The 15,195-nt window shown below is 54.3% G+C and carries 13 protein-coding genes; 2 read left to right on the top strand and 11 right to left on the bottom strand.

Features of this window, described 5'->3' with window-relative positions:
* Positions 1–3: 3 nt before the first annotated feature.
* The 11 genes from wzyE to trxA form a co-directional block, all read right to left on the bottom strand.
* A complete protein-coding gene (gene wzyE / locus ACTJJI_RS24200; protein ID WP_014833719.1) occupies positions 4–1,356 on the bottom strand; it encodes an ECA oligosaccharide polymerase in 1,353 nt (450 codons plus the stop codon).
* On the bottom strand, positions 1,353–2,432 hold the full coding sequence (locus tag ACTJJI_RS24195) for a TDP-N-acetylfucosamine:lipid II N-acetylfucosaminyltransferase (RefSeq protein WP_046889408.1): 1,080 nt from the start codon (positions 2,430–2,432) through the stop codon (positions 1,353–1,355). The genes wzyE and ACTJJI_RS24195 overlap by 4 nt, the downstream gene beginning before the upstream one ends.
* Positions 2,429–3,679, bottom strand: coding sequence for a lipid III flippase WzxE (gene wzxE / locus ACTJJI_RS24190; protein WP_046889407.1), 1,251 nt, complete (start codon positions 3,677–3,679; stop codon positions 2,429–2,431). Before wzxE ends, ACTJJI_RS24195 begins: the two co-directional genes overlap by 4 nt.
* Position 3,680: 1 nt before the next feature.
* Complete coding sequence (rffA, locus tag ACTJJI_RS24185) at positions 3,681–4,811, bottom strand: dTDP-4-amino-4,6-dideoxygalactose transaminase (protein ID WP_014833721.1); 1,131 nt, start codon at positions 4,809–4,811, stop codon at positions 3,681–3,683.
* 4 nt (positions 4,812–4,815) lie between these two features.
* The gene (gene rffC / locus ACTJJI_RS24180; protein WP_440655835.1) at positions 4,816–5,493 is read right to left on the bottom strand and encodes a dTDP-4-amino-4,6-dideoxy-D-galactose acyltransferase; all 678 of its coding nucleotides are present in this window, start codon (positions 5,491–5,493) and stop codon (positions 4,816–4,818) included.
* On the bottom strand, positions 5,490–6,752 hold the full coding sequence (gene wecC / locus ACTJJI_RS24175) for a UDP-N-acetyl-D-mannosamine dehydrogenase (RefSeq protein WP_046889405.1): 1,263 nt from the start codon (positions 6,750–6,752) through the stop codon (positions 5,490–5,492). The genes rffC and wecC overlap by 4 nt, the downstream gene beginning before the upstream one ends.
* Positions 6,749–7,879 carry a non-hydrolyzing UDP-N-acetylglucosamine 2-epimerase gene (gene wecB / locus ACTJJI_RS24170; protein ID WP_014833724.1) on the bottom strand — a complete coding sequence of 377 codons (1,131 nt, stop codon included), beginning with the start codon at positions 7,877–7,879 and terminating at the stop codon, positions 6,749–6,751. The genes wecC and wecB overlap by 4 nt, the downstream gene beginning before the upstream one ends.
* A 56-nt stretch (positions 7,880–7,935) precedes the next feature.
* Positions 7,936–8,982, bottom strand: coding sequence for an ECA polysaccharide chain length modulation protein (gene wzzE, locus ACTJJI_RS24165; RefSeq protein ID WP_014833725.1), 1,047 nt, complete (start codon positions 8,980–8,982; stop codon positions 7,936–7,938).
* Between the two features lie 13 nt (positions 8,983–8,995).
* Entirely contained in the window at positions 8,996–10,099 is a 1,104-nt protein-coding gene (gene wecA / locus ACTJJI_RS24160; protein ID WP_014833726.1) for a UDP-N-acetylglucosamine--undecaprenyl-phosphate N-acetylglucosaminephosphotransferase, read from the bottom strand.
* Positions 10,100–10,341: 242 nt separating this feature from the next.
* Positions 10,342–11,601, bottom strand: a complete 1,260-nt coding sequence (rho, locus tag ACTJJI_RS24155; RefSeq protein ID WP_001054528.1) for a transcription termination factor Rho — start codon at positions 11,599–11,601, stop codon at positions 10,342–10,344.
* A 340-nt stretch (positions 11,602–11,941) separates the two neighbouring features.
* The gene (trxA, locus tag ACTJJI_RS24150) at positions 11,942–12,271 is read right to left on the bottom strand and encodes a thioredoxin TrxA (RefSeq protein ID WP_004386384.1); all 330 of its coding nucleotides are present in this window, start codon (positions 12,269–12,271) and stop codon (positions 11,942–11,944) included.
* A 144-nt stretch (positions 12,272–12,415) separates the two neighbouring features.
* Here trxA and rhlB point away from each other — a divergent pair, with 144 nt between their 5' ends.
* Together rhlB and gppA are read left to right on the top strand one after the other, a co-directional pair.
* Complete coding sequence (gene rhlB / locus ACTJJI_RS24145; RefSeq protein ID WP_014833727.1) at positions 12,416–13,681, top strand: ATP-dependent RNA helicase RhlB; 1,266 nt, start codon at positions 12,416–12,418, stop codon at positions 13,679–13,681.
* Between the two features lie 6 nt (positions 13,682–13,687).
* Entirely contained in the window at positions 13,688–15,172 is a 1,485-nt protein-coding gene (gene gppA, locus ACTJJI_RS24140; RefSeq protein WP_014833728.1) for a guanosine-5'-triphosphate,3'-diphosphate diphosphatase, read from the top strand.
* Positions 15,173–15,195: the final 23 nt, after the last annotated feature.

The following is a 15,195-nucleotide window of genomic DNA, read 5'->3' as shown; positions in this document are numbered from 1 at the left end:
TACTCAGACTTGCGATAGCGTTCTGCTGCCCTGTGGCTCGCGCTTATGCACGAGTCCTGCACTGTCAAACAGCCAATACAGCAGCTTGGCCAGCAGCAGACAGACGCCGAAAACGACCATGAAGAAAACCACACGCGAGACAAATGAATCCAGACCCTCGCGCGCCAGAACGATCATATTGAAAATGGCACCAAAGCAGAAACTGTGCAAAATGGCGGCCTTGTAGCGGTTAGTCTCTTCATTGCCAAGTACGTAGAGCCAGTCAAACCATTTGATAATCAGCCCTACCACCACCGCGCCCGGCAGAATAAACCAGCTTCCGCCCATCACCACCAGCGAACCAATCAGCGTGGGGGAGATAGCCAGACCAGAATGGTTGTTCAGCACTTCCCAGGTAAAGTAGTTCGCCGTATTGAGCACGGCACCTGGACGATCAGGCCATAGCCACGATGGGATAAAGACATAGAAGTCACGCACAATGGGCGCCAGCCCCTGAAAATCGATCTTGTCGTAGTTTTGCAGCAGTAAAGCGAGGTTTTCCCACGGCGAGAAGGTATCGCGCGTGAGATACAGGAAGGTGTAAAACGCTTCGTCACCGGCCACGTTCAACCCGTAGCGCTTCAGGGCCAGCCAGAACATCCCCACAATGCCAAACACGCCCGCTGCCGCCAGCATCCAAAGGGAAATCCACCCGCGAATGATGCCGATAAACAGGAAGATCGCAAAGGCGATAATAATGTTGGCGCGCGTCCCCCCCACAATCATGTAGGTCAGGAAACCAAAGGCGACCGTGCTCACCAGGAAGAAGAGCCAGGCCTTACTGTCCTGGCGCAGGAAAAAGATCACCAGCATTGCCGGGATGAAGAAATAGAAGAAGCGCTTAAGCGCCACGCCCGAAACTTCGGCAGAAAAAATCTGGCTGTAGGAGTGCAGCTTAAACAGCAAAAAGCCGTTATGCATGAAGAAGATCCCCACGCTGACCAGCGCGATGGTCATCAGCATCACCCACGTCAGATGGGTCTCCACCCGGTTCATGGTGAACAGCGGACGACGCGGCGCACTCGCTTTCACCGCACGCAGACGCGTTTTATAGGTGACGTAGTACACCGCATAGAAGCAGGTCGCCGACAATAGCGCCTGGAGCAGGATCTCCGGCGGCGCAACGCTCACGTCAAAACGGAAAACCAGAATGCTGGTCAGTGGAAATCCGAAGAAGAAGGTCAGAAGAAACAGTAACGAGAAGAAGACGTTAAAGTTAAAACGCACGCGGCGGAACTCAAACCAGGTCAGTGTGGCGATGAATAAGGTGCTCAGAAGCCATACCACTAACAAGCCGCTGAATTGCAACTGGCTCATGCGTTGTCTCCTGAAGCGATACGCAGCGCACGGTGCCACGGCGTAAGGTAGTTCGGGCTAAAGAAATCGATGGTACTTTTATCCACCAGCGCCAGCTGACGCTGGGCTTCACGTACCACCTCCACATTCAGGGTATCCGTGGTGAACAGCACCGGAATGTGTTGCTCAGCCATATCCTGCCAGAAGGGGTTATCGCGATTAAGCACACACGGAACGCCAGCCTGAATCAGCAGACACAGCGTACCAATCCCCTGCTGGCGGGCAAAGATGAAATAGCCGAGATCGCACTGACGAAGCAGCGCCAGATAGTCATCAAATTCCAGCTTATCGCACAGGATATTCACATTCTCCGGGCTAAACAGCGACAGAGCCTGCTGACGAACGTCAGTGATATAAGCATCATTATTGGCCGGATAGCCCATCGGCACAACGACATTCACCGTGTCGCCAAACTGCTGATGTACCGCCTTCAGCGCAGCAATATGCTCGTTGCTGCGATCGCCGGAGTTGCCTACCAGAATCGTCAGTTTGCCCTCACGCGGCGTATCGTTTGCCATGTTATTCAACGCCGGGTTCATGCGGGTCGGGAAATAGAGCAGCTCACCGCGAACGTTGGGGTGTTGTTTCGCAAAGTAATTGAGATCGCCACGAGTGGCAAATACACGGCCAACGCGGCCCTGCGCCATACGCCGTAGCGGGTAGAACAGTCGGAATTTCCAGCCGCGGGAGACTTCATAGAGATCGGCTCCCCAGATATGCCAGCTGCACTGGGAAGGTTTAATCCCGCCGCTCAAAAGAGCCAGCCACAGACCGGTATTAAATTGTCCATGGAAGAAGAAGCGCTGCTCACGATCCGCCTTCGCTTTGGCGACAACCGCCTTCGCCAGTGCGGCTTTATCCGGCCAGAAAGTGAGAGTTAGCGCCGGGCACGCCTCGCTCAGACCCTTATCCTGGCCTGCAACCATAAACTCGCGCGCATCGGGATCCCCCGGTGCCAGCTCATCATTGAAGAACCGCAAAACGGTCTGGTTATGGTGTGGGATATCCGATCCCAGTATGTGAATCAGTGCAGTCATGCGCGTTTACGCCAAAGTAAAAATACGCCGCAACAGGCAGCGAAATAAACGATATAGGTTGCCATATAGGCCTGAGCCGCCCCCAGCGCACCGTGTGCCGGGATCAGCCAGTGTGAGAACGCCGTCAGGAGCGTAAACTGGCTGATCTCCGCCAGGATATACAAACGCAGCGAGGCTTTCGCAATCACCAGATACCCGAAAACGTAAGCACCTACTTTCAGCACATCCCCCACCAGTTGCCAGGCAAACAGATCGCGCATGGCGATGAATTTCGCCGAAAAGAGCAGCCAGATGGCGACATCACGCAATAACCACACGGTAAAACTGGCCGCCGCCACGGCGGGAAGCACAAAACGCAGCGAACGGGCAATCTCGCGGGTAATATCCTGTCGGGAGCTCAGACGCGATAAGGTTGGCAGCAACCAGACGCTAAAGGAAGCCGTTATAAATTGGAGGTAGGCGTCAGAAATGCTGCTGACACCCTGCCAAATCCCCACCTCATCCCAGCTGTAATGCGCCGCCAGCTGGTTTCGCATCATCACGTAGGCCACCGGCAGCGTCACAGAGGTAATGAGCGCCATCAGCGTAAATTTGCCAAGCTGGCCCGCCAGGACTTTGTCCCATTGCGGTTTCAGGTAGCGTAAAGGGATAACACCCCGACGCATCAGCATAAACGACGCCGGAACGACCACTAACGCAGGTACCAGTGCCAGACCCAGCAGCGCACCTTCATAACCGCCCAGGCGATAGCAAAAATAATAGGCGATAACACCAATGACGCTGCCCAGGATCAACGCAAGCGCGTTCCCGGCAGCATCACGAAACCCTTTCATCAGCGCCAGTAGCAGGTTAGCCCACGCAATCCCCATCTGAACCAGAGCGACCAGACGCACCAGCCCTTCATAATGCGTATGTCCAAACAGCCCCTGACTAATGGGAGCCGCCGCCAGCAGAAACACCGCGGCCAGCAGAGTCGAGAAACCTAACACCATCGCCGACGATGTGCCGACAACTTTGCGCAACTGCGCCGCGTCGTCCTGATGCTGTGCAACGTATTTCGTGACGCCGTTGAAGATCCCGGCGCCGGCCAATACCCCAAGAACGGTGACCAGCTGGCGGAAATTGCCCGCCAGACCCACCCCAGAAGGGCCGAATGAGACGGCCAACAGCTTGACGACCAGCAGCCCGGCGCCAATTTTGACAAGCGTGGACGCGGCGGTCCACACCGATGCTTTTGCCAGAGACATATCAGCCGAAATAGCTCAGAAGGGTATTAATCACCGTACGCTGGTTAACCGGCGCGAGGTTGTAGAACAGTGGCAAGCGAAGCAAACGCTCACTTTCTTTCGTGGTGTAACGGTCTTCACCCGCGAACGTCCCGAACGCTTCACCGGCCGGGCTGGAGTGCAGCGGGATGTAGTGGAACACCGCCATAATCTCCGCCTCTTTCAGCCAGGCAATCAGTTTGCTGCGATCGTCGTTATCGCGCAGTTTGATGTAGAACATATGGGCATTGTGGACGCAGTCTGCCGGAATGGTCGGCAGCGCAATACGTCCGGCTTTTGCCAGCGGTGCCAGCGCGTCGTAATAGGTTTGCCACAGGGACAGACGCTGCAGGTTAATGCGCTCTGCCGCTTCCAGCTGTGCCCACAGGTACGCCGCCTGCAGATCCGCCATCAGATAGCTTGAGCCGATATCGCGCCAGGTGTACTTATCAACCTGGCCACGGAAGAACTGGCTGCGGTTGGTGCCTTTTTCGCGAATCACTTCCGCACGCTCAACCAGCGCGCGGTCATTGATCAGCGTCGCGCCGCCTTCACCACCTGCGGTGTAGTTTTTGGTTTCGTGGAAGCTAAAGCAGCCGATATGGCCGATGGTGCCGAGCGCGCGTCCTTTGTAGGTAGACATCACGCCCTGAGCGGCATCTTCCACCACAAACAGGTTATGCTTTTTCGCGATCGCCATAATGGTGTCCATTTCACAGGCCACGCCCGCGTAATGGACCGGAACAATCGCCCGCGTTTTATCAGTGATCGCCGCTTCAATCAGCGTTTCATCGATATTCATGGTGTCCGGACGAATATCCACAAAGACAATTTTCGCCCCGCGTAACACAAACGCGTTCGCCGTGGAGACGAAGGTGTAGCTCGGCATAATCACTTCATCACCGGGCTGAATATCCAGCAGCAGTGCAGCCATTTCCAGCGACGCCGTACAGGAAGGGGTCAGCAGCACTTTAGCGCTGTGAAAACGCTGTTCCATCCACTGCTGGCAGCGACGGGTAAACCCACCATCACCGCAAAGTTTGCCGCTGCCCATAGCAGACTGCATATAGTCGAGTTCAGTGCCCACGACGGGTGGTGCGTTAAATGGAATCATCTTGTCACCTGTATAACCAGTAGGCGGTGGCGTCGATGTTGGCACCACTCGCAATATAACGTTTAAGCGCAGCGGTGTTGCCCATCTGGGTCGCCACCCGCAGCGTCGAGACCTGTTGCTGCTGCGCGCAGTGTAGCGCCGCCTGCATGAGTTTCTCGCCCATGCCCCGCCCGGCTAATAAGCCGATACGCGCCTCGCGCTCGTTGAGCTTGCGAAGCGAAACAAAGCCCTGGATCGGGCCGTCCGCCGCGCGGAACACCAGACAAAGATGATCAAACGTCCCCTTTACCGCATTTTCAATCCACTGGGCATAGAAACGTCCGCTGTCTTCAGGAGCATACCAGGGGGCACGAAAGCGGCTGCGGGCAAACGCCTGCGCCGCCATTTCGCGCAGTACGGGGATATCCTGCTCAGTTGCGATCTCCGCGCCTGGCGCCTCATGCCGGGTTAGCGTAATGGCAAGATCAACTTCACCTTCCACCAGCTGAAATCCGCGTTGCTGAAGCGCATCCAGCAGATCAGCACGCTCCGCCGGGATCTTCGCCTGTACCCGCTGCCAGACGCGAAAGTCGGCGTCAGTCAGTGCCGGTGCCGTTTCGCGCAGGCGCAGAATGGCTGAAGGCAGGCCAAAAAACTGGCTCTCCCACTCAAGGGACTCAAGCGTCCCGTTCAGGTTGTTCAACGCCAGACACCTTTGGTATCAACAACGTAACGCTGCTGAACGGCATGAGCGGGAGTCGCTTTAAACTCTTTATGATCCACCAGCAGCACCAGTACGTCCGCCGTGGTCAGCGCGTCATCCAGCGCGGTAAGCGTGCAGTGCCCCGCCAGTTTTGCCGGCAGTTCATGAATATTCGGCTCGACCACCAGCGTTTCGCCCGTGTGCCATTGGGCAATCATCTCAGCAATTTCCATTGCCGGGCTTTCGCGCAGATCGTCGATGTTGGGTTTGAACGCCAGGCCAAAGCAGGCAATTTTCAATTCGCTGGCCCGTTTGCCGCTCTCAGACAGACAATCTGCTACCGTGGTTTTAACCTGGTTCAGGACCCAGTGTGGCTTGCTGTCGTTGACTTCACGCGCGGTGCGGATCAGACGAGCCTGATCCGGATTTTGCGCCACGATAAACCATGGGTCGACGGCGATACAGTGACCGCCCACGCCAGGGCCTGGCTGCAGAATGTTAACGCGCGGATGGCGATTCGCCAGGCTGATTAACTCCCAGACGTTAATCCCCTGATCGGCGCAGATCAGCGACAGTTCATTGGCAAAAGCGATGTTCACGTCGCGGAAACTGTTTTCGGTCAGTTTGCACATTTCGGCGGTACGGGAGTTGGTCACCACGCATTCGCCTTCGAGGAAAATCTTGTACAGCGCGCTGGCGCGAGCGGAACAAACAGGCGTCATACCGCCAATCACGCGGTCGTTTTTAATCAGTTCGACCATGACCTGTCCCGGCAGCACGCGCTCCGGACAGTAGGCGATATTGATATCGGCCTGTTCTCCCGCCTGCTGCGGGAAGCTTAAATCAGGCCGGGCTTCTGCCAGCCATTGTGCCATCTGCTCGGTTGCACCAACCGGAGACGTGGACTCCAGGATCACCAGCGCCCCTTTCTTCAGCACAGGTGCAATAGATTTCGCAGCGGCCTCGACGTAGACCATGTCGGGCTCATGGTCGCCTTTGAATGGCGTCGGCACAGCGATGAGATAAGCATCGGCTTCAACCGGCGTGGTACTGGCGCGCAGGAATCCCCCATCAACGGCCTCTTTGACCACGCGGTCGAGATCGGGCTCCACAATATGGATTTCGCCACGGTTAATGGTTTCCACCGCGCGCGCATTGATGTCCACGCCTACAACCTGTTTTTGACGAGAGGCAAATGCTGCCGCAGTAGGCAAGCCAATGTAGCCAAGACCAATGACAGAGATGGTAGTAAAACTCATAGCGATACCCGATTGTGTTTAAGTGCATGCAAAATACGGCCACAAGCCAGCCCATCACCGTACGGGTTATGGGCCCGGCTCATCGCCTGATACGCTTCTTCGTCGTGCAACAGACGCGTCACTTCATCGACGATGCGCTGCTTATCCGTGCCGACCAGACGCACCGTACCCGCTTTTACCGCTTCCGGACGCTCGGTGGTTTCACGCATCACCAGCACCGGCTTGCCAAGGGAAGGCGCCTCTTCCTGAATACCACCTGAATCGGTGAGGATCAGCCAGGCATGATTCATCAGCCAGACAAAGGGCATGTAATCCTGCGGCTCAATAAGAAGGACATTTTCAACATGCCCCAGTATGCGGTTGACCGGCTCGCTGACGTTAGGGTTGAGATGCACCGGATAGACAATCTGCACGTCTTCATTTTGCGCAGCGATTTCAGCCAGCGCATGACAGATTTGCTCGAAACCCCGGCCAAAGCTCTCACGACGGTGGCCGGTGACCAGAATGGTTTTTTTACCGTTGTTCAAAAACGGATAGCGCGCAGCGAGTTCACGCTGGAGATCGTCATTTGACAGTACGCGGTCACGTACCCAAATCAGGGCATCGATAACCGTATTGCCTGTCACAAAGATTTTTTTGTCAGCGATATTTTCACGCAGCAGGTTCTGGCGCGAATTTTCGGTGGGTGCAAAGTGGTACATCGCCAGATGCCCGGTGAGCGTACGGTTAGCTTCTTCCGGCCATGGCGAGTAAAGGTTGCCGGTACGCAGGCCCGCTTCAACGTGCCCGACAGGAATACGTTGATAAAACGCCGCCAGACTGGTTGCCACGGTGGTGGTGGTGTCGCCATGCACCAGCACGACATCAGGCTTAAAGGATTCCAGAATGGGCTTAAGCTCTTGCAGAATACGGCAGGTTATCTCCGTTAATCCCTGCCCCGGCTTCATAATATTGAGGTCGTAATCCGGGACGATGGAAAAGAGCGTTAAGACCTGATCAAGCATCTCCCGGTGTTGCGCAGTCACGCACACTTTCGCTTCAATATCAGGATCGCTGGCCAGCGCATGCACCAGAGGGGCCATCTTGATGGCCTCCGGCCTGGTGCCAAATACGGTAAGTACTTTCACATCGATTCTCTTCGATTAGGCGATGAAGGCCGTAGCCTTCATCGTAGACGGCGTTCTTAATTTGTGCGACGACGTATTAACGCCACGCCAGCGCCCGTCAGTGCGCCTACAATCCCCCACATGATCATCAGGAATGCACGACGCGGACTATCGCGTTTTACAGGTTCTTCAGGCGTTCGCAAATAACGATAGGTCTGAAAACGCGGGTCCAGCGTTGGACCGACATTCAGGGTGTTGAGCATGGCGCGGTTTTGATCGTAGTCGAGGTCAAAATCAGGGCCAACGGCCTGAAGGTTTTCCAGACGTGCCTGCAGCATGGGACGACCAAGCAGGAACATTTCAGAATCAGGCAGTTCATCCGCCGGGACATCCGTTTCGCTGCGGGAAATATTGTGCTGCTCTGCAATTTTCAGCGCCTGCTCAATATTGTGTACGCGGCGGGAGAAAATGGCTTGTGCCACCTCTTCCTGACGTTTTACCTGGGCTTTCATCTGGATGGTACGGGCCGCCCAGGCGCCTTTAAGCTCTTCATTGAGGTGGCTTGCAGCACGCTGGCTGGCAAAAGCCACATACTGACGCAACAGATTATTGGCATCCGGTGCCGTTTCCGCTATCAGTTTGACGCTATCATTAACGTTACGCAGCGCATCTCCCGGCATAAACTGAATGTTGTTTATCAGGTCATCCAAAAACGCAGCATCCGCTTTACTGTTGCCCACCATGCGTTGCTTGTAATAGTCCGTCTGGCTCCAGAAATCACGACGCGTGTCCCAGGAGGCCAGTTGCATCACAAACTCTTTATACGCCTCATCCATGACGGAAACCTGATCGGGAGTCGCCAGATTCGCCTTGATATCCAGGTTACGCAGGAACTGCTGCTGGGAATAAAACCCGCCAAGCATGTTAACCGTTGGTCTGTCTGTAATTGCCGTGGCGCTCCACTCTTGTTTTGCAAAGAAGGTGTAGGCCAGCGCTAACAGTGCGAACCCCAGCGCGATCCCCGCAATCCAAAGTTTGCCTGCCCATAACACGCGAAACAAACCCCGAATATCCAGTTCATTCTCAGTTACCACTGATTTCGCTCCCGCCAACGGTTGAGTCATCATAGTCCCGGTTTTACTTAGTTAATGTTGTGTTTTTGTCATTGTTACGACGCATCCTGCGTTTAAGACGTTTAATGAATCGCGCCACTTTCCATGCGCGCTTGATGCAGTAGCCGTACAGGAAAAACGCTAGCAAGAATAATACCAACATTACCCATTCTGGAATGAAATGCGCATATTCTGCAGCGACGCCAATCGCGGCCAGAATAGCAGCGGCAAGGGTAATCAGGACAAACGCCTGACGAGAGGTAAAGCCCGCGCGCATGATGAGATGATGAATATGCTGACGGTCGGGAGAGAAAGGACTCATTCCTTTACGCAGACGGCGATACATAATCGCCACCATATCCATTAATGGGATGGCAATGATCCACAAGGCCGTCACAGGGCTAATCGGATGAGTTTTACCCTGCGTGGTTTCCAGCAAAATCCAGATAACCGTAAAACCAATGAGTGTACTGCCCGCATCACCCATAAAGACTTTATAGCGACGCCCCAGCGCACCGAGGTTCAGGAGAATATAAGGCAGGATGGCGGCAATCATGGCGAAGCACCACATTGACAAACTGTACTGACCATCAAACCAGAGAATGATGCCGATAGCGGCAAAGGAAACCGAAGACAACCCGCCGAGCAGACCGTCAATACCGTCCACCATGTTGAAAGCGTTAATCGCAGCCCAGACAGCAAACAGCGTCAGGAAGAAGCCAAATGGACCCAGGACTAACTCCCAGGGGCCAAACACATAACCGAGGCTTCTCAGGTAAAGTCCGCCAACGACCATCATAATCACGCCAATCGCCGCCTGGACGGTGGCGCGGATCTTCACCGCGATATCGAATCGGTCATCCAGTGCCCCAACGAGAACCAGGACACCCGCACAGGCAAGATAGAGGGCGGCGTGTGGAATATAATAATCCGCAATGCCAAACGTGAAACAAATGCCAGCGTAAACAGAAATCCCTCCCACCAGAGGAATAAGTCCCTGATGACGTTTACGAAAATTAGGTTTATCCACCAACCCTATTCTTTTTGCCACCTTACGCGCAATGAACAAAAAACAGGTTGTGAATAAAAAAATACTGATCAGCTCAGTAACGGCGGTGAGTAGATTCACAATGGATTGCTCTCAACAAATGTTAGTCCCGGAAGTATAACCATGAAGCCTCCGCCTCAGAAGTATTAAAGGTGGCTTCTTACAACTCCCTTTGTATATTTTTCAATCAATTATTTCTTTGACTGTACAAACGGTCCTATTGTCGCACCGACCGGTCAAAATTGGGAGTGTGTGGTAATAGCGTATAGTCCATAAAAGAAAAACGCCACGTAAAAACGTGGCGTTCACTGGCTTTATTTGCGTTACGAGCGCTTCATCATGTCGAAGAAATCGTCGTTGGTTTTGGTCATCGCCAGTTTGTTAATGAGGAACTCCATTGCGTCGATTTCACCCATCGGATGGATGATTTTGCGCAGGATCCACATTTTCTGCAGCTCTTCCTGAGTGGTGAGCAGCTCTTCCTTACGGGTACCGGAGCGGTTGTAGTCGATAGCCGGGAAGACACGTTTTTCCGCAATCTTACGAGAGAGGTGCAGTTCCATGTTGCCTGTCCCTTTAAACTCTTCGTAGATAACTTCGTCCATTTTGGAGCCGGTATCGATCAGCGCCGTCGCGATGATGGTCAGGCTACCGCCCTCTTCCACATTACGTGCAGCACCGAAGAAGCGCTTAGGACGATGCAGGGCGTTAGCATCCACACCACCGGTCAGTACTTTACCGGAAGCCGGGACCACGGTGTTGTAGGCACGCGCCAGACGGGTGATGGAGTCGAGCAGAATGATAACGTCTTTCTTGTGCTCAACCAGGCGTTTCGCCTTCTCGATCACCATTTCCGCAACCTGAACGTGACGGGATGCCGGCTCGTCAAAGGTAGAAGCCACAACTTCACCCTTCACCAGACGCTGCATCTCGGTCACTTCTTCCGGACGCTCGTCAATCAGCAGTACCATCAGCACACAGTCAGGATGGTTGTAGGCAATGCTCTGCGCGATATTCTGCAGCAGCATGGTTTTACCCGCTTTTGGCGGTGCCACAATCAGACCACGTTGACCACGACCAATTGGCGAAGCCAGATCCAGAACGCGTGCGGTTAAGTCTTCGGTAGAACCGTTACCACGCTCCATACGCAGACGAGAGTTCGCGTGCAGAGGCGTTAAGTTCTCAAAGAGGATCTTATTACGCGAGTTTTCCGGTTTGTCGTAGTTAACTTCGTTAACTTTCAACAGCGCAAAGTAGCGTTCACCCTCTTTTGGAGGACGAATCTTACCTGAAATGGTGTCACCAGTGCGGAGGTTGAAACGGCGGATTTGGCTGGGGGATACGTAGATGTCGTCAGGGCCGGCGAGGTAGGAGCTGTCTGCAGAGCGGAGGAAACCAAATCCGTCTTGCAATATCTCCAGCACACCGTCGCCAAAGATATCTTCGCCACTCTTAGCGTGCTGCTTCAGGATGGCGAAAATGATGTCCTGCTTGCGCATACGAGCCTGGTTTTCCAGTCCCATATTTTCGCCGAGAGTGATCAGCTCAGAAACCGGCGTATTCTTTAATTCGGTAAGATTCATAATGGTGTGGGTTCTTAAACTCGGGGTGATTCTCGAACTTAATGTTGTGAATGGTATGGCAGGGTCATCCATGCCTGTTTAGCGGCCATCAACTCATGTCTGTTCGCTGTCTGGTCACAGGGAAAGAACGCAGATCTGAAACGACAAGACGGATTGAGTGACAAGCCCGGAATTTAGCCACTTCACGCACTGTTTATGTTAACAACGGGAAGTTTCGGGTAAAACAAGATTCAAACAACAAGATATGTTTAAAACGAAGTCATAGCTAACTTAGCACGACTTAAGCCGGGCGTCCAGAGTTGCAGATCATTTAGGACTCTGGACGCGCAGCGGAGAAACCTTACGCCAGGTTAGCGTCGAGGAACTCTTTCAGTTGACCTTTGGACAGTGCGCCCACTTTGGTCGCCGCCACTTCGCCATTTTTGAACAGCAGCAGGGTCGGGATGCCACGGATGCCGTATTTTGGCGCGGTGCCCGGGTTCTGGTCGATGTTCAGCTTGGCAACGGTCAGTTTGCCCTGATATTCGTCAGCGATCTCATCCAGAATCGGGGCGATCATTTTGCAAGGACCACACCATTCAGCCCAGAAATCGACGAGGGTCAGCCCGTCAGCCTTAAGTACGTCCGTGTCAAAACTGTCGTCAGTCAGGTGAATAATTTTATCGCTCATATATAACTCCACAGGAATAAGCCTGGTGCGTTGGTTTCGCCTTCATCAACGACGTGTTGATGTCGCATTAACCAACTAAAGGTTGACTTTATTTCACCGGATACGCTTTCGTAAAGCAATAGTAAGCTGATATTCTACCACGCTATGAGCAAAACACATTTAACAGAACAGAAGTTTTCCGACTTCGCCCTGCACCCAAAAGTGATTGAAGCCCTTGAAAACAAAGGGTTTCATAACTGCACGCCCATTCAGGCTCTCGCCCTGCCGCTGACGCTGGCCGGTCGTGACGTAGCAGGGCAGGCGCAAACCGGTACTGGCAAAACGATGGCGTTCTTAACGTCAACGTTTCATTATTTACTTTCTCATCCAGCGATTGCAGACCGCAAAGTTAACCAGCCGCGCGCGCTTATCATGGCTCCGACGCGAGAACTGGCGGTACAGATCCACGCAGACGCTGAACCCCTGACGCAGGCGACTGGCCTGAAGATCGGCCTGGCTTACGGCGGCGATGGCTACGATAAGCAGCTGAAAGTGCTGGAAAGCGGCGTGGATATCCTGATCGGAACCACTGGCCGTCTTATCGACTATGCAAAACAGAACCACATTAACCTTGGCGCAATCCAGGTTGTGGTGCTGGATGAAGCCGACCGCATGTACGATCTGGGCTTCATTAAAGACATCCGCTGGCTGTTCCGTCGCATGCCGCCGGCAAATCAGCGTCTGAACATGCTGTTTTCCGCGACCCTTTCTTATCGCGTACGCGAGCTGGCGTTCGAGCAGATGAACAACGCCGAATATGTGGAAGTGGAACCGGAGCAGAAAACAGGTCACCGCATTAAAGAAGAGCTCTTCTATCCCTCCAATGAAGAGAAAATGCGCCTGCTGCAGACGCTGATCGAAGAAGAGTGGCCAGATCGCGCCATTATCTTCGCGAACACGAAACACCGCTGTGAAGATATCTGGGGCCATCTGGCTGCGGATGGTCACCGTGTGGGTCTGCTGACCGGCGATGTCGCACAGAAAAAACGCCTGCGTATTCTCGACGAATTTACCCGTGGCGATCTTGATATTCTGGTCGCAACTGACGTGGCAGCACGTGGTCTGCACATTCCCGCCGTCACGCACGTCTTCAACTATGACCTGCCGGATGACTGCGAAGATTACGTACACCGCATTGGTCGTACTGGTCGTGCGGGCGCAAGCGGTCACTCTATTAGCCTTGCGTGTGAAGAATACGCGCTGAATCTTCCGGCGATTGAGACCTACATTGGTCACTCTATTCCACAGAGTAAATACAATCCGGATGCGCTGTTAAGCGAACTGCCGCCGCCTAAGCGCCTTACCCGCGCCCGCTCCGGTAATGGCCCGCGTCGTTCTGGCGCACCGCGTAATCGTCGTCGTTCAGGTTAAGAAAATATGCTCAGCTCCACCTCGCTTTATGCGGCAATTGATCTCGGTTCGAATAGTTTTCATATGCTGGTTGTGCGCGAGGTGGCGGGAAGCATACAAACGCTGACGCGCATTAAGCGCAAGGTCCGCCTCGCGGCGGGCCTGAGCAGCGATAATTATCTCTCTCCCGAAGCCATGGAACGTGGCTGGCAATGCCTGCGTCTTTTTGCCGAACGCCTGCAGGATATCCCCCATTCGCAAATTACCGTTGTCGCCACCGCGACGCTGCGCCTGGCAGTAAATGCCGTGGATTTTATTGCCAAAGCGCAGGAAATTCTCGGGTGCCCGGTTCAGGTTATCAGCGGTGAAGAAGAAGCGCGTCTGATCTATCAGGGGGTTGCGCACACGACGGGGGGCGACGATCGCCGTCTGGTTGTCGATATCGGGGGTGCCAGCACCGAGCTCGTCACCGGCACGGGTGCGCAGGCGACTTCGCTGTTCAGCCTGTCGATGGGCTGTGTGACCTGGCTTGAGCGCTACTTTGCTGACCGAAATCTGGGCAAAGAGAACTTCGATGAAGCGGAAAATGCCGCCCGCGAGGTGTTACGTCCGGTGATGGACGAACTGCGCTATCACGGCTGGAAAGTCTGCGTAGGTGCTTCAGGTACCGTGCAGGCGTTGCAGGAAATCATGATGGCCCAGGGGATGGACGAGCGGATCACGCTGACCAAGCTCCAGCAGCTGAAACAGCGCGCGATTCAGTGTGGTCGTCTGGAAGAGCTGGAGATAGAGGGCCTGACGCTGGAACGCGCGCTGGTCTTCCCGAGTGGCCTGGCCATTTTGATCGCCATTTTTACCGAACTGAACATCCAGTGTATGACGCTGGCTGGCGGCGCGCTGCGTGAAGGTCTGGTCTACGGAATGCTGCATCTTTCAGTTGATCAGGATATTCGTACCCGCACTCTGCGTAACGTACAGCGCCGCTTTATTGTCGATACCGATCAAGCGCAACGGGTGGGACAACTGGCCTCTTTGTTTGCCGATCAGGTCAAGAACAGCTGGGATATTGAACCCTTAAGCCGCGATTTGTTGCTAAGTGCCTGTGCGCTGCATGAAATTGGTCTGAGCGTCGAGTATAAGCAGGCGCCGCTGCACGCAGCCTGGCTGGTGCGAAATCTCGATCTGCCGGGTTACACGCCGGCACAAAAGAAACTTCTGGCAACGTTACTGCTGAACCAGACCAACGCCGTTGACCTCTCCTCGTTACATCAGCAAAACGCTGTGCCGCCGCGCGTGGCCGAGCATCTGTGTCGCCTGCTGCGTCTGGCAATTCTGTTTGCCAGCCGACGTCGCGATGATTTGCTGCCCAACATTCGTCTGGTGGCGGATGACGAAAGACTGTCGCTGACGCTGCCGGAACACTGGATTGATAATCACCCGCTTGGGGCAGAGATGATTGAGCAGGAGTGCCAGTGGCAGAGCTATGTGCACTGGGCGCTTGAAGTGAAATAACACGCTGTACACTGCCGGGTGGC

The sequence above is a fragment of the Enterobacter sp. 22466 genome (genome assembly GCF_052044775.1).
Taxonomy (GTDB): Bacteria; Pseudomonadota; Gammaproteobacteria; order Enterobacterales; family Enterobacteriaceae; genus Enterobacter; species Enterobacter dissolvens.
The sequence above is the reverse complement of the archived record's forward strand: the minus strand, read 5'-3'. Positions and strand labels throughout refer to the sequence as shown.